The organism is Delftia sp. WY8, from assembly GCF_018437695.1.
Taxonomy (GTDB): Bacteria; Pseudomonadota; Gammaproteobacteria; order Burkholderiales; family Burkholderiaceae_C; genus Comamonas; species Comamonas tsuruhatensis.
In genome coordinates this window covers 6,474,907-6,494,457 of the sequence record NZ_CP049795.1, presented here as the reverse complement: position 1 = coordinate 6,494,457, position 19,551 = coordinate 6,474,907, and the positions used below count along the sequence as shown (strand labels likewise).

Annotated in this window: 15 protein-coding genes; 4 read left to right on the top strand and 11 right to left on the bottom strand. The window is 65.8% G+C overall.

Going from position 1 to position 19,551, the window contains the following annotated elements; translation table 11 throughout:
• Window positions 1-29: 29 nt before the first annotated feature.
• The 3 genes from G4D77_RS29705 to uvrB all read right to left on the bottom strand — a co-directional run bounded on the left by G4D77_RS29705 (window position 30) and on the right by uvrB (window position 4,234).
• Window positions 30-1,250, bottom strand: a complete 1,221-nt coding sequence (locus G4D77_RS29705; RefSeq protein WP_154834209.1) for an IscS subfamily cysteine desulfurase — start codon at window positions 1,248-1,250, stop codon at window positions 30-32.
• A gap of 134 nt (window positions 1,251-1,384) precedes the next feature.
• Window positions 1,385-1,921, bottom strand: coding sequence for a Fe-S cluster assembly transcriptional regulator IscR (gene iscR, locus G4D77_RS29700; RefSeq protein WP_012205825.1), 537 nt, complete (start codon window positions 1,919-1,921; stop codon window positions 1,385-1,387).
• Between the two features lie 225 nt (window positions 1,922-2,146).
• Entirely contained in the window at window positions 2,147-4,234 is a 2,088-nt protein-coding gene (gene uvrB, locus G4D77_RS29695) for an excinuclease ABC subunit UvrB (protein ID WP_016447125.1), read from the bottom strand.
• A gap of 128 nt (window positions 4,235-4,362) precedes the next feature.
• Here uvrB and G4D77_RS29690 point away from each other — a divergent pair, with 128 nt between their 5' ends.
• The 3 genes from G4D77_RS29690 (at window position 4,363) to G4D77_RS29680 (ending at window position 9,499) form a co-directional block, all read left to right on the top strand.
• Complete coding sequence (locus tag G4D77_RS29690) at window positions 4,363-5,559, top strand: amino acid aminotransferase (protein WP_154834208.1); 1,197 nt, start codon at window positions 4,363-4,365, stop codon at window positions 5,557-5,559.
• Between the two features lie 192 nt (window positions 5,560-5,751).
• The gene (locus tag G4D77_RS29685) at window positions 5,752-6,705 is read left to right on the top strand and encodes a CoA transferase (RefSeq protein ID WP_154834207.1); all 954 of its coding nucleotides are present in this window, start codon (window positions 5,752-5,754) and stop codon (window positions 6,703-6,705) included.
• A 331-nt stretch (window positions 6,706-7,036) separates the two neighbouring features.
• Window positions 7,037-9,499, top strand: coding sequence for an EAL domain-containing protein (locus G4D77_RS29680; protein WP_043790148.1), 2,463 nt, complete (start codon window positions 7,037-7,039; stop codon window positions 9,497-9,499).
• A gap of 6 nt (window positions 9,500-9,505) precedes the next feature.
• Here the strand turns inward: G4D77_RS29680 and G4D77_RS29675 are convergent, their stop codons facing one another.
• The 6 genes from G4D77_RS29675 to G4D77_RS29650 form a co-directional block, all read right to left on the bottom strand.
• Window positions 9,506-11,992 carry a YgiQ family radical SAM protein gene (locus tag G4D77_RS29675; protein WP_213757824.1) on the bottom strand — a complete coding sequence of 829 codons (2,487 nt, stop codon included), beginning with the start codon at window positions 11,990-11,992 and terminating at the stop codon, window positions 9,506-9,508.
• Between the two features lie 75 nt (window positions 11,993-12,067).
• Window positions 12,068-13,060 carry an AraC family transcriptional regulator gene (locus G4D77_RS29670; protein ID WP_154834205.1) on the bottom strand — a complete coding sequence of 331 codons (993 nt, stop codon included), beginning with the start codon at window positions 13,058-13,060 and terminating at the stop codon, window positions 12,068-12,070.
• Window positions 13,061-13,168: 108 nt separating this feature from the next.
• Complete coding sequence (locus G4D77_RS29665; protein WP_016447131.1) at window positions 13,169-13,372, bottom strand: hypothetical protein; 204 nt, start codon at window positions 13,370-13,372, stop codon at window positions 13,169-13,171.
• The gene (locus tag G4D77_RS29660; protein WP_154834204.1) at window positions 13,369-15,105 is read right to left on the bottom strand and encodes an FAD-dependent monooxygenase; all 1,737 of its coding nucleotides are present in this window, start codon (window positions 15,103-15,105) and stop codon (window positions 13,369-13,371) included. The genes G4D77_RS29665 and G4D77_RS29660 overlap by 4 nt, the downstream gene beginning before the upstream one ends.
• 108 nt (window positions 15,106-15,213) lie before the next feature.
• The gene (locus tag G4D77_RS29655; protein WP_016447133.1) at window positions 15,214-16,080 is read right to left on the bottom strand and encodes a helix-turn-helix transcriptional regulator; all 867 of its coding nucleotides are present in this window, start codon (window positions 16,078-16,080) and stop codon (window positions 15,214-15,216) included.
• 181 nt (window positions 16,081-16,261) lie between these two features.
• On the bottom strand, window positions 16,262-16,432 hold the full coding sequence (locus G4D77_RS29650; RefSeq protein ID WP_016447134.1) for a hypothetical protein: 171 nt from the start codon (window positions 16,430-16,432) through the stop codon (window positions 16,262-16,264).
• 196 nt (window positions 16,433-16,628) lie between these two features.
• On the opposite strand from G4D77_RS29650, the gene G4D77_RS29645 reads away from it, so the two are divergent.
• Window positions 16,629-17,228: an IMPACT family protein gene (locus G4D77_RS29645; protein ID WP_154834203.1), complete on the top strand. Its 600-nt coding sequence runs from the start codon at window positions 16,629-16,631 to the stop codon at window positions 17,226-17,228.
• 21 nt (window positions 17,229-17,249) lie between these two features.
• On the opposite strand, the gene G4D77_RS29640 is transcribed toward G4D77_RS29645, so the two are convergent.
• Both G4D77_RS29640 and G4D77_RS29635 read right to left on the bottom strand, forming a co-directional pair.
• The gene (locus tag G4D77_RS29640; protein ID WP_154834202.1) at window positions 17,250-18,428 is read right to left on the bottom strand and encodes a M20 aminoacylase family protein; all 1,179 of its coding nucleotides are present in this window, start codon (window positions 18,426-18,428) and stop codon (window positions 17,250-17,252) included.
• A 10-nt stretch (window positions 18,429-18,438) separates the two neighbouring features.
• Entirely contained in the window at window positions 18,439-19,422 is a 984-nt protein-coding gene (locus tag G4D77_RS29635; RefSeq protein WP_154834201.1) for a tripartite tricarboxylate transporter substrate binding protein, read from the bottom strand.
• Window positions 19,423-19,551: the final 129 nt, after the last annotated feature.

Genomic DNA, 19,551 nt, shown 5'->3' with positions numbered 1-19,551 from the left:
CAATACTTGATTCGCGTGCCGGTCGACGCTCAGTGCGCCGCCCACTGGATGGTGCTGAGGTCGATGCCGTCCTTGTACATCTCCCACAGCGGGCTGAGTTCGCGCAGCTTGACCACATTGGTGCGGATGGTGCTGATCGCGTAGTCGATTTCTTCCTCGGTCGTGAAACGGCCGATGGTCATGCGCAGGCTGCTGTGCGCCAGCTCGTCACTGCGGCCGAGGGCACGCAGCACATAGCTGGGCTCCAGGCTGGCCGAAGTGCAAGCGGAGCCCGACGACACTGCCAGCCCCTTGATACCCATGATGAGCGACTCGCCTTCGACGAAGTTGAAGCTCATGTTCAGGTTCTGAGGCACACGGTGCTCCATGCTGCCGTTGATGAAGACCTGTTCCAGATCCTTCAAACCGTTGAGCAGGCGCTGCTGCAGCGCATAGGCCTTGGCATTGCTCTCGACCATCTCTTCCTTGGCGATGCGGAAGGCCTCGCCCATACCGACGATCTGGTGCGTGGGCAGCGTACCCGAACGCATGCCACGCTCATGACCACCGCCGTGGATCTGCGCCTCCAGGCGCACACGCGGCTTGCGGCGCACGTACAGGGCACCCACGCCCTTGGGACCGTAGGTCTTGTGCGCGGTCATGCTCATCAGGTCGATCGGCAACTTGGACATGTCGATCTCCACGCGGCCTGTAGCCTGCGCAGCATCCACATGGAACAGTATGCCCTTCTCGCGGCACAGCGCGCCGATGGTGGGAATGTCCTGGATGACGCCGATTTCGTTGTTTACGAAGAGCACGCTGACCAAAATGGTGTCGGGGCGCAGCGCGGCCTTGAAGGCCTCAATGTCGAGCAGACCATCAGGCTGCACGTCCATGTAGGTCACCTCAAAGCCCTGGCGCTCGAGTTCACGCATGGTGTCGAGCACGGCCTTGTGCTCGGTCTTGAGCGTGATCAGATGCTTGCCCTTGCCTTGATAGAAGTGCGCCGCACCCTTGACGGCAAGATTGATGGACTCGGTCGCGCCACTGGTCCACACAATTTCACGGGGATCCGCGCCAATCAGATCCGCCACCTGGCCGCGGGCCTTCTCGATGGCCTCTTCGGCCTCCCAACCCCATGCATGGCTGCGCGATGCAGCGTTGCCGAAGTGCTCACGCAACCATGGGATCATGGCGTCCACCACGCGAGGGTCCACGGGAGTGGTCGCGCCATAGTCGAGATAGATGGGGAAATGCGGGGTCATGTCCATGACTGGCTCTTATCAAAGTTCCGGCTGGCAAAAATCGGGAAGGCGATGAACTCCGGTGAATCCATCCGGGCGGGCAGCACCGCGCCACACAGCCATGCGCAGCGGCGCCCTGCCCTCAGGGTGTCAAAAGTCGATCAGGACTTGGCGAAGGCGTTGCCCAGCGCGAATACCGAGTTCGGTGCATTCACGCGGATGGGCTTGACCACGGGAGCCGTGGAAATTGCACGACGCACTACGGGCTTGTCCTCGATCTGGATGCCCTTGGCCAATTGTTCGTCGACGAGCTTTTGCAGCGTCACGGAATCGAGGAACTCGACCATGCGCTGATTCAATGCCGCCCACAGTTCATGCGTCATGCAGCGGCCAGCTTCGCCCAGACAATTTTCCTTGCCGCCGCATTGAGTGGCGTCAATGGGCTCGTCAACGGAAACGATGATGTCGGCCACGGTGATGTCGCCAGCCTTGCGGGCCAGCGTGTAGCCGCCGCCGGGTCCACGGGTGGACTCGACGAGTTCATGGCGGCGCAGCTTGCCGAACAGCTGTTCGAGATACGACAGGGAAATCTGCTGTCGCTGGCTGATGGCAGCCAGCGTAACAGGGCCATTGTTCTGGCGCAGGGCCAGATCGATCATGGCAGTGACCGCAAAACGGCCTTTGGTGGTGAGACGCATTACGAGCTCCTTCAGTCAGGCTTGTACGTTACAGAAACACCCGCTCCAGCGATTTGACTGGAGTTGGGCACAGTCTCCGCCCTTACTCCGTCCTGTTCAAAAGGTTCAGAGCCCTTCTTTTCATCGAAGTTTTTGTTGTTGTTGAGTGTTGACCCTGAGTGTACCACATTCCCCATCAATTTTGTCGGGTAACAAGAGCCAACAGGCTTCAGACAAGGCACCGCCTCAGGAAACCTGCGCGGAAGAGCCTCCGAACAGTTGCTCCTTGAGCAGTGCTAGCTGATCGCGCACCCGCGCCGCCTGCTCGAACTCCAGGCTGCGCGCATGTTCGAGCATCTGCTTCTCCAGACGCTTGATTTCCTTGGCCACATCTTTTTCGGACATGTCCTCGACACGCGCTCTTTCGAGCTGATTGGCCTCCAGACGTTCCGCTTCCTTGCCGCTTTTTTCGCTGTAGACACCATCAATCAGGTCTTTCACCCGCTTGACAATCTGCTTGGGCTCAATGCCGTTTTCCTCGTTGAACGCCATTTGCCTGGCGCGGCGGCGCTCGGTCTCGCCGATGGCCTTCTTCATCGACTCCGTGATCCTGTCCGCGTAGAGGATGGCCTTGCCGTGCAGGTTGCGTGCTGCGCGGCCGATGGTCTGGATGAGACTTCGCTCGGCGCGAAGAAAGCCTTCCTTGTCGGCATCGAGGATGGCGACCAGCGAGACTTCAGGGATGTCCAAGCCCTCTCGCAGCAGGTTGATGCCCACGAGAACGTCGAAGACGCCCAGACGCAGGTCACGAATGATCTCCACGCGCTCCACCGTCTCCACGTCGGAGTGCAGATAGCGCACCTTGACCCCGTTTTCGCTCAGGTAGTCGGTGAGCTGCTCGGCCATGCGCTTGGTGAGCGTGGTGATGAGAACACGCTCCCCGCGCTCGACGCGCAGGCGGATTTCCTGCAGCACGTCATCCACCTGGTTGGTGGCTGGGCGCACTTCGATTTCGGGGTCGATCAGCCCCGTCGGGCGCACAACCTGGTCCACGATCTGACCTGAGTGGGTTTTTTCGTAGTCTGCCGGCGTGGCCGAGACAAAGATGACCTGGCGCATGCGCCGCTCGAATTCCTCGAATTTCAGCGGCCGGTTGTCCAGCGCCGACGGCAGCCGAAAGCCGTACTCCACGAGCGTGGTCTTGCGCGAGCGATCGCCGCTGTACATGGCGTTGAGCTGACCGATCATCTGGTGGCTCTCGTCCAGGAACATGAGGGCGTCGCTGGGCAGGTAGTCGGTCAATGTGCTGGGGGGCTCGCCCGGGGCTGCGCCGGAGAGGTGGCGCGTGTAGTTCTCGATGCCCTTGCAGTGGCCGACCTCGGTGAGCATTTCAAGGTCGAAGCGCGTGCGCTGCTCCAGGCGCTGGGCCTCGACCAGCTTGCCGTCACCCACCAGTTGCTTGAGCCGCTCGGCCAGTTCCAGCTTGATGGTTTCCACGGCGGCCAGCACCTTGTCGCGCGGCGTGACGTAGTGGCTGCTGGGGTAGACAGTGAAGCGCGGAATGCTCTGGCGCACGCGGCCCGTGAGCGGGTCGAACAGCTGCAGGCTTTCAACCTCGTCGTCGAAGAGTTCGATGCGGATGGCCAGCTCGGAATGCTCGGCGGGGAAGACATCGATGGTGTCGCCGCGCACGCGGAACTTGCCGCGGCTGAAGTCCTGGTCGTTGCGTTGGTACTGCATGCGGATCAGCTGCGCGATGACGTCGCGCTGGTTGATTCGGTCGCCGGTACGCAGCGTCATGATCATGCGGTGGTAGCTTTCGGGTTCGCCGATGCCGTAGATGGCCGAGACCGTGGCCACGATGACCACGTCGCGCCGCTCCATGAGACTTTTGGTGCACGAAAGCCGCATCTGCTCGATGTGCTCGTTGATGGCGCTGTCCTTTTCGATGAAAAGGTCGCGCTGTGGCACGTAGGCCTCGGGCTGGTAGTAGTCGTAGTAGCTGACGAAGTACTCGACGGAGTTCTTGGGAAAGAACTCGCGGAACTCGCTGTACAGCTGTGCGGCCAGTGTCTTGTTGGGTGCGAAGACGATGGCCGGACGACCCAGGCGGGCGATTACGTTGGCCATGGTGAAGGTCTTGCCCGAGCCCGTCACGCCCAGCAGGGTCTGAAAGGATTCACCGTCCTGGATGCCCTCGACCAGCTTCTCAATGGCGGCGGGCTGGTCGCCAGCCGGTGGATAGGGCTGGAACAGCTCGAAGGGGGAGTCCGCGAAATGCACGAACTGGCCCGAGGCCGCAGGTGCTGGAGAGGAATCAGAGACTTCGTGCATGACGTGGGTTCGCAAAAGTGGGTATCGGCCGGCGAGATCGCTAGAATTCATGGGTTAACCCGAAAGCCTACCGCAGCTTGGGGCTAGCCGCGTTTTTTCCACCTCCCAAGACATCCCAAGGACGCTTCATGTCTCTGTTTACCGCCGTCGAAATGGCCCCCCGCGACCCCATCCTGGGTCTGAACGAGCAGTTCGCTGCCGACACCAACCCCAGCAAGGTGAATCTGGGCGTGGGCGTGTACTTCGACGACAACGGCAAGTTGCCCCTGCTCGAGTGCGTGCAGGCCGCCGAGAAGGCGATGATGGACAAGCCCACGGCCCGCGGCTACCTGCCCATCGACGGCATCGCTGCCTATGATGCCGCAGTCAAGGGCCTGGTGTTCGGCGCCGAGTCCGACGTCGTCAAATCCGGCCGCGTGTCCACGGTGCAGGCCATCGGCGGCACCGGCGGCCTGAAGATCGGCGCCGACTTCCTCAAGAAGATCAGCCCCACTGCCAAGGTGCTGATCTCCGACCCTAGCTGGGAAAACCACAAGGCCATCTTCACGAACGCCGGTTTCGAGGTGGGCACCTATGCCTACTACGATGCCGTCAACCGCAAGGTGAACTTCGAAGGCATGCTGGCCGACCTGAACGCAGCGGCCCCTGGCACTATCGTGGTGCTGCACGCCTGCTGCCACAACCCGACCGGCTATGACATCACGGCCGAGCAGTGGGACCAGGTGATCGCCGCCGTCAAGGCCAAGGGTCTGGTGGCCTTCCTCGACATGGCCTACCAGGGCTTTGGCCACGGCATTGCCGAAGACGGCGCCGTGATCGGCAAGTTCGTGGCCGCCGGCCTGAACATCTTCGTCTCGACCTCGTTCTCCAAGAGCTTCAGCCTGTACGGCGAGCGCGTGGGCGCGCTGTCGGTGGTGGCCAACGACAAGGAAGAGGCGGCCCGCGTGCTGAGCCAGCTCAAGATCGTGATCCGCACCAACTATTCCAACCCGCCCACCCATGGTGGCGCCGTGGTGGCGGCCGTGCTGAACAACCCCGAGCTGCGCGCCCTGTGGGAAAAGGAACTGGGCGAGATGCGCGTGCGCATCAAGGCCATGCGCCAGAAGCTGGTCGATGGCCTGAAGGCTGCCGGCGTCCAGCAGGACATGAGCTTCATCACCACGCAGATCGGCATGTTCAGCTACTCCGGCCTGAGCAAGGACCAGATGGTGCGCCTGCGCACCGAGTTCGGCGTCTACGGCACGGACACGGGCCGCATGTGCGTGGCCGCGCTCAACAGCAAGAACATCGACTACGTCTGCCAGTCGATCGCCAAGGTGGTCTGACCGCCACCCCAGCCACCTGGCCCTGCGCCGGGTGACAAGGCATGCCGCCAGCGCTCCCTGCCCTGGCGGCATTTTCTTTGTGCGGGCGGTTTTTGCATCCTGGCAGTCCGGTATGCGCCAGGTCTGCGCAGGTACCGGTGCGATCATCCGGGCAGCCGAAACATCGAATGAAGAACGAGACGCTCCATTCCCATGCCAGATCACGCCTGCCTCACTCCCTTCACCTCCTCGCCTGCAGACGGGCTGCCCCTGTCCGGCGTACGCATTCTGAGCCTGGCACTGAACCTGCCGGGTCCCGCCGCCCTGATGCGCTGCGCGGCCATGGGCGCGCAGTGCAGCAAGCTGGAGCCGCCCTCTGCGCAGCCAGGGCCTGCCGGCGCGGACCCGATGGCGCTCTACAGCCCGCAGGCCTATTCCGACATGCACCAGGGCATCGCGGTCTGGCAGGCACAGCTCAAGACCGAGGACGGACAGGCCGCGCTGCACAAGGCGCTGGAAAGCGCCGACATCCTGCTGACCTCGTTTCGCCCCGCCGCGCTGGCCAAGCTGGGGCTGGACTGGGCGTCGCTGCAGCAGCGCCATCCGCAGCTGTCGCTGGTGCGCATCGTCGGCAGCGCGGGAGCCCTGGCCGATGTGCCGGGCCATGACCTGACCTATCAGGCCGAGGCGGGGCTGGTACAGGGCGGCGCCATGCCACCCAGCCTGTTTGCCGACATGGCTGGCGCGCTGATGGCCAGCGAGGCCGTGCTCAAGGCCTGGCTGCTCCGCCAGCGCAGCGGCCACGGCAACCTGCAGGAAACAGGACTGGCACAGGCCGCGCAATGGCTGGCCCTGCCCTGGCACTGGGGCCTGACCCGGCCCGACGGAGATGTGGGCGGAGCACACGCAGGCTATCGCGTCTATGCCTGCGCCGACGGTTCGGTGGCCGTGGCGGCACTGGAGCCGCATTTCGCGGCACGCCTGTGCGCAGCAGCATCGGTGCCGGGCGATGGCAGCATCGCCTGCATGCGCAACCCGGCCACGCATGCGGCCCTGGAAGCCTTCCTGGCTGCCCTGTCCTGCGCCGAACTGGCAGACCTGGCCGAGCGCCACGACCTGCCCCTGCATCCGCTTGCCGCTCAGCCAGCGGCCTCGCGCCGCTTGTAGGCGAATGCCGAAAGGCAGCATCTGCGCACGGCCTACAAGCCGCCTGGGTCGCGGCTGCCCGCCGAGTATGAACATGCTGCTGCCGACGACCCTCTTTACCGCGATAGCCTGCTCCTCTTAAATCAGAGCTGCGCATACAACCAGACAACCCGAACACATCTGGAAACACCCATAATCGGCTCATCTGGAGGCAGCCCCATGGTTCGAGAACATCCATCGACCGCCCCGCTATCCGGGATGCGTCAGCCACCTAGCCACTCAGCGCCTGGCCTGCAGCGCATCGGCGCCAGCGCCTAAGGCCGCCGCTGGGTCCCCCTTCCGTCCACCGCCTATGCAAAGCCAGCCCCCAGCCCATGTGCCGGTACTGCAGCTGGTGCAGCGCATCTGGCCCCTGGTGCTGGTGGTCGTGGTGCTGGTGGTCATGGCCAGCGGCAGCCTCTACCTTGTGTCTGCGGTGCGCGCCTTCGTGGCCGGAGAAAGCCTGTGGTCCAAGGCACAGAAGGATGCCATCTACGCCCTGAGCCGCTATGTGGACAGCGGCTCGGCGCGCGACCTAGCGCGCTTCGAGCAGGCCATGATCGTTCCTGCAGGCGACTGGCAGGCCCGCATGGCGCTGGACGATGTGCCGGCCAGGGTCAAGGACGCGCGCGCCGGCATTCTGCTGGGAGGCAACCACCCGGACGATGCCGACGCGCTGATCTGGCTGATGCAGACTTTTCGCCATGTCGAACTGCTGGAGGAGCCCTATCGTTACTGGAAGCAGGGCGACCAGTACCTGCAGCAGCTCGACCGGCTGGCGCAGGAGATAGAGCAGCGCCACACCGTGGGAAGCGTGAGCGCCGAGGACGTCATCACCTGGAAGCGCGAGATCGAGCAGATCAACGCCGGCGTCACACCCGCCACCCAGCAGTTCAGCGCCTCGCTGGGCCGCAGCTCCCGGCAGATGGTGGTGTGGCTGCAGTGCATTCACCTGATGCTGGGCGTGGCGCTGATCCTGGTGGCTCTCTGGCATACGCGGCGCATGCTGCAGCAGCGCCAGCAGGTGCAAAACGACCTGCTGACCGAAAAGGAAAGGGCCCAGACCACGCTGGCATCGCTGGGCGATGCCGTGATCACCACGGACGCCCAGGGCGTGGTGGACTATGCCAACCCTGCCGCGCTGGGCCTGCTGGGCAGCAGCGAGCAGCAGCTCAAGGGACGGCACCTGGCCAAGGGCCTGCATTTCAACAGCATCGACACCACCCAGACGGCGGAAAGCCTGCTGACCCATCTGCTGTCGGGTCGGCAATTGCGCGAAGAGCACACGCGGTGGCTGCGGCGCCATGACCGCAGCATCGTGCCGGTCAAGCTCATGGGCTCGGCCATCAGCGGCGGCGGGGAGCGCCCGGCAGGTGCGGTGATCGTGCTCAGGGATGTCTCGCGTGAGCAGCAGTATCTGGACCAGCTTTCCTGGCATGCCAGCCATGACGGCCTGACCGGGCTGGAGAACCGCGTGGAATTCGAGCGCCGCCTGCAGCGCCTGCTCAACCAGGGCCAGCACAGGCTGCGGCCCGCAGCCCTGCTGTACATGGATCTGGACCAGTTCAAGCTCATCAACGAGACCTGCGGCCATCCGGCGGGCGATGAAATGCTGTGCGAGGTCAGCCGTCTGCTGCTGCACAACCTGCGCGAGACAGACACCCTGGCCCGCCTGGGCGGCGACGAATTCGGCGTTCTTCTGGAGAACTGTCCGCCCGAGCCCGCGCTGCGCATTGCCGAAAAGCTGCGCCAGGCTGCCGAAGCCCTGCACGTGCACTGGGGCAAGCAGGTGCTGCGCACAGGACTGAGCATTGGACTGGTCCACATCGGCGGCGAGGTCCAGTCGGCCCAGGACCTGCTGCGCATGGCCGACATGGCCTGCTACCGCGCCAAGGAGCGCGGCCGCAACCGCATCTATGTCTACCGCAGCGACGACGGCGAATACACCCGCCACGTCAGCGAGATGGAATGGGTCACGCGCATACGCACGGCGCTGGAGCAGGAGCGCTTTTGCCTGTATGCACAAAGCATTGCACCGCTGCAGCCCGATGGCCAGCGCGGCCTGCATTTCGAGGTGCTGCTGCGGTTGCGCGACGAGCAGGGCCAGATCATCTCGCCAGCCGCGTTCATACCCGCAGCAGAGCGCTACGGCATCATGCCCACCGTCGACCGCTGGGTGATCGCCAGAACGCTGGCCACGCTGGCCGAGCATCCGGCCGCGCTGCGCCATATCGACACCTGCGCCATCAATCTGTCAGGCCCCAGCCTCGACGACGACGGGCTGCTGGACTTTGTGCAGGCGCAGCTGAGCACGCACGGCATTGCGCCGCAGCTGCTGTGCTTCGAGATCACCGAGACCAGCGCCATCGCCAGTCTGTCCAGCGCCACCCGGCTGATCCAGGCCCTGCGCACGCTGGGCTGCCGTTTTGCGCTGGACGACTTCGGCGTGGGCATGTCCTCGCTGACCTATCTGAAGCAGTTGCCCGTGGACTATCTGAAGATCGACGGCGGCTTTGTGCGCGACATGCTCCAGGACCCCAGCAACCACGCCATGGTGGAGATGATCAACCGCATAGGCCATATCCTGGGCAAGCGCACGGTGGCCGAGTATGTGGAAAGCCGGGAGATCGCCCAGGCCCTGCAGGCCGTGGGCGTGGACTACGCGCAGGGCTTTGCCCTGGCGCGGCCCGTGCCGCTGGACACGCAGTACTTCGAAAGCGGTGCCCAGGCCGCCCGCCGCGAATGGCAGGGCACGCTGGCGCCGGCAGTCGGCTGAGGCGCCTCAGCGCGGCTTGCGTCCGCCCGGCGCGGCCTTGCGGCCGGCCCCGGCAGCGCCTGCGGAGCCGCCCACGCCAGGGCGCGGTGGCAGGCCCGTGTGCTGGGTCAGCATGCGGCCGGGCTTGGGCTGGCTGGAGCGCAAGCGCACGTCGCCTCCGGGGTCGCGGGCCTGTGCCTGCGCCTTGCCCGGCCCCGCACTCTTGCCACCGGCCTTGTTGAGGGCATAGGCCTTGCCCTGCTGGGAGACCACGGCACGCGCTGCCATGCCCGTTCCCTGGGTGCTGTTCTTGCGGCGCGCGCTCTGGTAGCCGCCATCGACCAGGGGCTGGAAGGTGGGGATCAGGTGCTGCTTGCCGTTGCCGATGAGGTCGGCACGGCCCATGGCCTTCAAGGCCTCGCGCAGCAGCGGCCAGTTGTTGGGGTCGTGGTAGCGCAGGAAGGCCTTGTGCAGTCGGCGGCGCTTTTCACCGCGCACGATGTCCACCGACTCCTCGCTTACGTCGCGCATCTGGCGACGCACCTTGGTGAGGGTGTTGCGACCCGAGTGGTACATGGCCGTGGCCGTGGCCATGGGGCTGGGGTAGAAGGTCTGCACCTGGTCGGCGCGAAATCCGTTCTTCTTCAGCCAGATGGCGAGGTTCATCATGTCCTCGTCGCTGGTGCCCGGGTGGGCGGCGATGAAGTAGGGAATCAGGTACTGCTTCTTGCCCGCTTCCTCGCTGAACTGCTCGAACATCTGCTTGAAGCGGTCATAGCTGCCTATGCCCGGCTTCATCATCTTGGTCAGCGGCCCGGATTCGGTGTGCTCGGGCGCGATCTTCAGGTAGCCGCCCACATGGTGCTGCACCAGTTCCTTGACGTACTCGGGCGACTTCACGGCCAAGTCGTAGCGCAGGCCCGAGCCGATCAGGATCTTCTTGATGCCCGGCAGATTGCGCGCGCGGCGGTAGATCTTGACCAGCGGGGCATGGTCGGTGTGCAGGTTCTGGCAGATGCCGGGGAACACGCAGCTGGGCTTGCGGCAGGCGGCCTCGATCTCGGGGCTCTTGCAGCCCAGGCGGTACATGTTGGCCGTGGGGCCGCCCAGGTCGGAGATGGTGCCGGTGAAGCCCTTGACCTTGTCGCGGATGTCCTCGACCTCCTGGATGATGGACTCCTCGGAGCGGCTCTGGATGATGCGGCCTTCATGCTCGGTGATGGAGCAGAAGGTGCAGCCGCCGAAGCAGCCGCGCATGATGTTGACCGAGGTGCGGATCATCTCCCAGGCCGGGATCTTGGTCTCGCCCTCATGGCTGCCGTTGGCGTCGGCATAGCTGGGATGGGGGCTTCGCGCATACGGCAGGCCAAAGACCCAGTCCATCTCGGCCGTGGTCAGCGGGATGGGGGGCGGGTTCAGCCACACATCGCGCGCGGTCACTCCTTCGCCGTGGGCCTGGACCAGGGCGCGGGCGTTGCCGGGATTGGTCTCCAGGTGCAGCACGCGGTTGGCGTGGGCGTAGAGGATGGGATCGGCCTTGACCTGCTCATAGCTGGGCAGGCGCAGCACGGTCTTGTCGCGCGGCGGCTGCTTGCCCTTGCCGCGCAGCGACGGGTTGGGCACGAACTGGATGGTCTGAACAGCGGCGACCGAGGCGCCGTCCGGCTTCGCGTCGGCATCACCCTCTTCCTTGGAGCAGGTCTGGCCCTGGGCCTCGGCCTGCTCGCTGGTGGTCATGTAGGGGTTGATGTGGGGCTCGACCACGCCGGGCTCGTCCACCACGGAGGAATCCAGCTCGAACCAGCCCGCCTCCGACTCACGGCGGAAGAAGGCCGTGCCGCGCACGTCGGTAATGCTTTCCACGGGCTCGCGCGCAGCCAGGCGGTGGGCCACCTCGACCAGGGCGCGTTCGGCGTTGCCGTACAGCAGGATGTCGCACTTGCTGTCCACGACGATGGAGCGGCGCACCTTGTCGCTCCAGTAGTCGTAATGGGCGATGCGGCGCAGGCTGCCCTCGATGCCGCCCAGCACGATGGGCACGTCCTTGTAGGCCTCGCGGCAGCGCTGGCTGTAGACGATGGCCGCGCGGTCAGGGCGCTTGCCGCCCACGTCGCCCGGCGTATAGGCATCGTCGGAGCGGATCTTGCGATCGGCCGTGTAGCGGTTGATCATGGAATCCATGTTGCCCGCCGTCACGCCCCAGAACAGGTTGGGCCGGCCCAGGGCCTTGAAGGCCTCGGCGCTTTGCCAGTCAGGCTGGGCAATGATGCCCACGCGAAAGCCCTGTGCCTCCAGCACCCGGCCGATCACCGACATGCCGAAGCTGGGGTGATCCACATAGGCGTCGCCCGTCACCAGGATCACGTCGCAGCTGTCCCAGCCAAGCTGTTCCATCTCAGCCCGGCTCATCGGCAGGAACGGGGCCGTGCCAAAGCGCTTGGCCCAGTAAGGACGATAGCTGGTCAGCGGCTTGGCGGCGCGATGGAAGAAGGAAACGTCAACGGGGGCGTTCATGATGGGCGGTTCGGCTTCTGGGAGCCTGTGCGGAAGGAACCGGCCAGTGTACGTTTCGGCACTCAACCCTGCTGGTCAAGGGTCTTGCTCCAGCCCCCTGATACGGCCTTCCTGCTGCTGCCAGCCCGACCTCTTTGCGGCCTCCTGCGCCAGCCAGGCCTTGGGCGTGTGCCCGGACCAGCGGCGAAATGCCCGTGCAAACACCTTCGGCGAGTCGTAGCCCGCGTTCTCGGCGATGCGGGCCGATGACAGCCCGCCGGCCTCCATCTGCTGGGCGGCCAGCGCCATGCGGTGCGCCGTCAGATAGCCGATGGGCGTGGCACCCACCAGCTCCTTGAAACGCATGCTGAAGCGGGTGCGCGACATGCCGGCCTCGACGGCCAGCGTCTCCACGCTCCAGGCCCGCTGCGGTTCGCGGTGCATGCACACCAGGGCACGCGCAACACAGGCATCGCCCAGGCCCCGCAGCCAGCCTTCACCCACGGCGGCCTCGCGCGCCAGGTGCTCGCGCAGGATGTTGACCAGCAGCAGCTCGCCCATGCGCGCGGCCGACAGGCGCCAGCCCGGGCGCCGCGCCAGCGTCTCCAGCGTGAGCGACTCCATGGTGGTGGCCAGGCAGTCGGCCAGCGGCAGGTCGCTTGCCCGGATGTGGATCAGCGGCGGCAGGATGCGGAATACCGAATGACGGCAGTAGGCGGAAAACCACAACAGGGCCGAAAACATGTCCGTGGCCTCGCCGCCGCCGCCATGGCTGAAGACCAGGGGATTCTCGTCCCGCGGTCCTTCGGCGTGGCGGGCGATCATGCGCGAGAACAGCTCGCTGGCAACGTCCATGTCGGACGCCACCACATGCGCGGCGCCCATGGGCAGCATGACCAAATCGCCGGGGTCGACACGCAGCGCCGGCATGCCCTCCACCTGGATCCAGTAAGGCGCGCCGCGCGCCATGCGGATCATGGCGCCGGTGACGCCCGTGGACTTCAGGCTCCACGGCGCCGTCAGCGCAAAGCGCGCCGTGACGGCGCGCTCCGAGCGGCAAATATCGAGAACTTCACTGAGTACATCCATGGCTCGCGGGACCCTTGTTTTCGGGCCGATGTTAGCCAGTGCCGGCCATGCCACGGCCCGTCGGCGCCCCGACAGCGATAGCGGTTTTCCCTGGAGCGCGACTACGCACTAGAGATCCTGCTGCGCCGCCTGCACCAGCTCCGAGAACACGGACGCGCTGCCCAGCCGTTCGGCCGCCAGCAGCGCCAGCTTGACCAGGAACAGCTCGGACCGCTGCGGGCCCGCCGTGTCGATGGCTGTGGCCAGCTGGTCGTAGACAGTTTCCAGGCCGGCGATATCAAGGGTGTGGGGTGATGTCTGTTCTTGGCTCATGCCGGAACTCCTTGCGTGCAGGTGGCGTTGTCGATGGCCGATTGCAGGCGCCGGGCATCCAGCGCCAGCCAGCGCGCGCAGACATGCTGATCGGGCCGCAGCAGATAGGCGGCACCAGGCGGGTGCCCTGCCGGCACGCCATGGCGTGCACGGCAGCGGCCATCTGCATCGGCCAGGGTCAGATCGGCACCCTGGACCGGCTGCGCGGCCGCCTGGCTGGAGATGGCCACGATGCGCAGGCCCACGCCACGGCCGCGCACCATCCTGGCAACTTCGCACCACTGGGCAGGCACGGGCGTGCCATCGGTGAAATACAGCAGGTCGAATCCACCGCCCAGGTGGTCCAGCAAATAGTCATCGGGCCCCAGGCGCAGGTTCAGCGGCGGTGCGCCATGGCCAGGGCCGGCTTCAAACAGGTGGTTGTCGTCATCCGCGCTGTTGAGCGGCGAGTGCGCGTATTCGTGCGGCCGGGAGGTGCGCCAGTGGTACAGCGGCCGCACGAATTCCTGGGTGAGCGACAGCGACAGCACGGCATCGCGCAGCAGCCGGAAGCCGCGCGAGGGCGGCGCCATGAAGCGCGTGCTCTTGCCGGCCTCTTCGACAATCTCGCGCGCCGCGCCCACGCGCTCGCCGCTGTAGCTGTCCAGCAGCCTCACCGGCGCCACGCCGCGCGCCACCAGGGCCAGCCGCCAAGCCAGGGCCTGGGCATCCTGAAAACCCGTGTTGGCACCGCGCACGCCGAAGATGGGCAGCATGTGGGCCGCATCGCCCGCGAAGATCACGCGGCCGTGCACATAGTCCGGCAAGGTCAGCGCGCGGGCGGAGTAGACCGAACTCCAGTCCATTTCCCAGGGCGTGCCGCCGAAGCCGATCATCTCCAGCTGCGCGTCGATGCGCGCCTTGAGCGATTCGGGCTGCAGCGCCTGCTGCGCGTCCTCGCCCGCAGGCAGTTGGTAGTCCACGCGCCAGATGCCATGCGGCTCGCGGTGCATCAGGATGGTGTTGCCGGGGTTCCAGACCGGGTCGAAGAAGGCCAGGCGCTCCGTGGGCAGTGGCAGGTCGATGCGGATGTCGGCGATCACGAAGCGGCCCTCGTACGACGCCCCCTCCATCACCAGGCCCATGGCCGTGCGTATGCCGGAGCGGGCGCCATCGGCGGCGACCAGCCAGTCGGCCTCCATCGCATACGGGCCTTGCGGCGTGTCCACTTGCAGCCGCGCCTTTGCGGCGGCGCCGCTGCCGACCTGCTCCACCCGGTCCACGCGGTTGCCCCAGCGCAGCTCGATCAGCGGATGGGCCAGCACCGCATCGACCAGGTATTCCTCCAGGTACTGCTGCTGCAGATTGGTCATGGGATGGAAGCGATCGTCCTCGCTGTGCGGCGCCTCCATGCGGAACACGCGCTGCCCCCGGTAGAACGAGTTGCCACAGCGCCAGGGCAAGGCGTTCGCCATGACCCGCTCGGCCACGCCCACCTGCTGCAGGATCTCCATGGAGCGGCGCGTGAAGACGATGGCGCGGCTGCCTTCGGACACCTGCAGTTCGGACTCCAGCAGCACGCAGCGCTGGCCGTGGCGCGCCAGCTCCAGCGCCGTGGTCAGCCCCACAGGGCCCGTGCCGACGATGACGACAGGATGGCGCTGCACCCCTGGATGCTGCGAAGGCAGCCAGGGCTGGTGCACCCGGTACCGGTAGTAGATGGAATGCCGCGGCTGGGCATGGGGCTGATGCATGGATGTCTCCGTCTTGCGTCTTGCGTCTTTGTGAGGCCGCAGTGTAGGCAGCCCCCGCTCCGGCAATGTCCCCGGATGGGGACAGACAGGACCCTCCAGCCCCCAGGCTCAGGACAGCGCCTCGGGCTCCATCAACAAGGCAAACAGCTCGCGCTGCCCCTGCACGCCCAGCTTGCCGCAGACGCGCTTGAGATAGGTCCGGGCACTGGCCACCGTGATGCCCAGGCGCTGCGCCAGCCGCTCGGTGTCCAGCCCCTCGACCACGCAGCGCACCACGTCCATATCGCGTTGCGTGAGATGCGCAAAGCGCCGCGCCAGGCGCGCCAGCACCAGGCCCGCCAGATCGTCCTGCAGGGCCTGGCCTGCGTAATGCAGGCGCATGGCCTGCATGACCAGCGGAGCAAAGGACTCGATGCGTGCAATGGACTGCGGGTCAAAGCTGCCGTGCTCCTCACCCCGGTACAGATTCACCGCCAGCCAGCGTGCGCCGGTCTGCAGGGTCAGCAGCGAAAGCCGCTCCACCAGGCGGGGCAGGTCATAGCAGACACGGCGGTACTCGGGATGGCTCACGTCCGAAGGCTTCTGGCGATGGAGCCAGACGCGCGCTGGCGCCTGGGGATTGCGCTGCTGCCGCGCCAGCTCGGCCTGCATCACGCGCTGCGCGCCGTCCAGTGGATAGAAGCGCTCGCTGTAATCCTGGGAAATCAAAGGCAGTGCGCCTGTGCGTGCCCGGTCCCCGAACCCCACGATGCGCGGCCGAGATCGCCCCTGGAACGAAAAGATCGTGCACTGCGCCAACGGCACATGCCGGCCCAGCAGGTGCAGCAGCTGCCCGGCCACCTCGTCGCTGCTGCCGCTGGAACGGCCCACCTGCTCCAGCAGCGCCGTCACATCGCCCAGCGGCACAGGCAGGCTGGCATCGCTGGCGCAGGCAGGTGCCAGCAGCCAATGGCTGCGGACGGTGTCATTGCTCATGGGTGCGGGAACAGGCTGTGGCAGGAATGCAAAAAGGCCGGTGCATTGCGCAGCCGGCCTGGGTGAAGATGTTGGAATGATAAATCCAGCGCAGCGAGGCCATTGCCTGCTGCGTTCCTGTCGGCGGTCGTTGGAGCCGCTCAGCCTGGCCGGATGGCCCTTGGCTGCACGGCTGCAGCCATCACCATTCGCCTACGTTGCGAATGCGCTGGTCCAGGTCCAGAGGAAGGCCGCCACCGGCGGCTTCATGGTCCTGGCCTGCCTGCTCCAACGCCATGGGCGGAGGACTGAAATGATCGCGGCCAAAGGTGTGTTCGGTGAGAACGGGATCGCGGGAAGGTGGGGTGTTCATGGTTGCGCCTCCTTGACAGAAAGCTTACTGCGAATCTTTCACGATTTCTGTAGGACAAACCTGGATGCAACCCTCTGAAGCTGAAATAACACAAGGTACGCATGCTCACAAATGTGTAGCGCTTCGTAATAAAGGCGTAATGAATCCATGCGCCAAACACCGGGCCAGGGACGATCGGGTAAGCTTGCCGCCCTCCATGCCACAGACACTCCGTGCGCCCGCGCACAGCGAACTCATCATCAAGAAAAGCCGCTTCATCGGTTGCGTGCAGCCGATGGCCGACCGCGCCAGCGCCCAGGCGGTGGTCGACGCGCTATGGCGCGAGCACCCCGGCGCCGCCCATGTCTGCTGGGCTCTGCTGGCAGGCGGCCAGTCGGCAGCCGTCGATGACGGCGAGCCCAGCGGCACGGCAGGCCGTCCCATGCTGGACGTGCTGCGCCACCAGGACCTGGAAGGCGTGCTGGCCACCGTGGTGCGCTACTTCGGCGGCGTCAAGCTGGGCGCAGGTGGCCTGGTGCGCGCCTACACCGATGCCGTGGCCCAGGCCCTGCTGACCGCCGAGAAAGTGACACTGCAGCGCATGCAATCGCTGCGCTGCGCCGTGCCCTACGCGCTGGAAGGCCTGGTGCGCCGCGAGATCGATGCGGCAGGCGCCGAGCTGCTCCAGGTCGAGCATGGCTCCCTGGTGCAGTTCGATCTGCGCCTGCCGCAGTCGCAGGCTGAAGGCTTTGTGAGCCGCCTCAACGACAGCGGGCAGGGACGCGTGGGCTGGATGGAAGTCCACCACGGCGAATGAGATGCGCCGGGCTCAAGCAGTTCAACCGGCCACCAGAAACCGCTGCGCCAGCAGCACCCAGTAGGCGGCGCCCACGGCGATGTTGTCGTCGTTGAAGTCATAGCCCGGGTTGTGCACCATGCAGGCGCCTTGCTCGCTTCCCTCGCCATTGCCAATCAGCAGATAGCTGCCGGGCACGCGCTGCAGCATGAAGGCAAAGTCTTCGCTGCCCGGCAAGGGTGGCGCCTGCAGCGTGACATGTTCCGGGCCCAGCAGCTCCAGCGCGATCTGGCGTGCGAAGTCCGTCTCCTTGGGCGTGTTGACCAGCACGGCATAGCCGGGCCGCCACTCGAGTTGCGCCTGCACGCCGAAGCTCTCAGCCTGCGCACTCACCAGGTCGCGAATGCGCTGCTCCAGCAGCCTGCGCACATCGGCATCCAGCGCACGCACGCTCAACTCCAGCGCAGCGCTGTGGGCAATCACGTTGTTGGCCTTGCCTGCGTGGATGGCTCCCACGGTCACCACCGCCATCTGCAGCGGATCGATGTTGCGCGAGACGATGGTCTGCAAGGCCATGACGATGCTGGCGGCCGCCACGATGGGATCGGCCGTGCGGTGCGGCATGGCACCGTGCCCTCCCACGCCGGTGAGGGTGAGCGTGGCGTAGTCGGAGGACGCCATGGCCGCGCCCTCGCGCAAGGCCAGCCTTCCCTGGGGCAGGCCCGGCATGTTGTGCATGGCGAAGATGGCGTCGCAGGGGTGGCGCTCGAAGAGGCCGTCTTCCATCATGCGCAGGGCACCGCCGCCGCCCTCCTCCGCAGGCTGAAAGATCAGCGTGAGCGTTCCGTCGAAGCCGCCGTGCTCGGCCAGATGCCGGGCCGCTGCCAGCAGCATGGCGGTATGACCGTCATGGCCGCAAGCATGCATGACACCGTCATGCGTGCTGGCGTGGGCGAAGGCATTGGCCTCGGTGATGGGCAGCGCGTCCATGTCGGCACGCAGGCCCAGGCGCCGGCTGCCGCTGCCGCGCACCAGCCGCCCCACCACGCCGGTGCCGCCCAGGCCGCGCTCCACCTCGTATCCCCATTGCTCCAGTTGCCGCGCGACCAGGGCGCTGGTGCGGTGTTCCTCGAAACCGAGCTCGGGGTGCCGGTGGATGTCGCGGCGCACCTCGACGAAGGCTGCGGCCGAGCCGCGCAAAGTGTCCAGAAGGGTGTTCATGTGCTGCATTTCACTGGGGTTGCAGGCGGATGGAGCGGGCAATGCTCCGGTAGCGGGCGGTCTCGGCCTCATAGAACTGCGCGGCCTCGGCAAGCGACATGGGCGCTGCGGCCAGCTGCGTCTGCAGGGCCAGTTGCTCGCGCACGCCCGGGTCCTTGAGCATGGCGCCTATCGCCTGGTGCAGCCTTTGCACCACCTCCTGCGGCGTGTCCTTGCGCACCAGGAAACTGGTCCAGGTCTTGTAGGCGAAGTTTTTCAGCTCCCGGCCCTCACGCACCGTGGGCACATTCTTGAGCAGCTCCGATCGCTGATCCCCCAGCTGCCCCAGGATCTTGAGCCGGCCCTGCTCGGCCAGCGCGCCCATGGCAGCGCTGTAGACGAGCACAGCGAAATCGACCTGCCCGCTGCCTATGTCCTGCAGCAGCGGCGCATTGCCCTTGTAGGGCGCATGCATGAGTTGTATGCCAGCGTCCTGCTGCACCTTCTCCAGAATCAGGTGGTAGAGCGAGCCAATCCCGACGCTGCCGTACGACAGCGGCCGGCTGGCGCTTTTGCGGGCCAGTGCGATCAGCTCATCTACGTTGCCGGCCTCCAGGTCCTTGCGGGCGACAAACACCATCACGGCCTCGGCCACGGGATGGACCAGGCGGAAATCCTCCGCCTTGAGCCGCACGGCGGCATTGGCCAGCGGCGACAGGATCACCTCGTTGGGCGAGCCCTGGAAGACGTAGTGGCCGTCGGGCGGCGCTGCCAGCACCTTTTGCGCGGCCATGGCGCCGCTCACGCCGCCCAGGTTCTCCACGATGACCTGCTGGCCCAGTGCCTTGGACAGCGGCACGCTGAAGATGCGGGCAATGGCATCCGAAGGGCCGCCGGCCGGATAGGGAACCATCAGGCTCACGGGCCTGGATGACGGGCTCTGCGCACAGGCCAAGCCCGCGCTCAGCAGCAGGCCGGCGCCCGTCAGCCAAACGCGCTGGAACAAAAATCTCATCATGTCTCCTTGGTGGATGGCTCCGGCTCGGTCGGCCGGATACGCGGCATCCTAGGAGCCGGGCCATCGAACGTCCAATGCATTGTTGGCTGCATTAGCATGAGTTTCATGCAGACTTAAGGGCGCGAA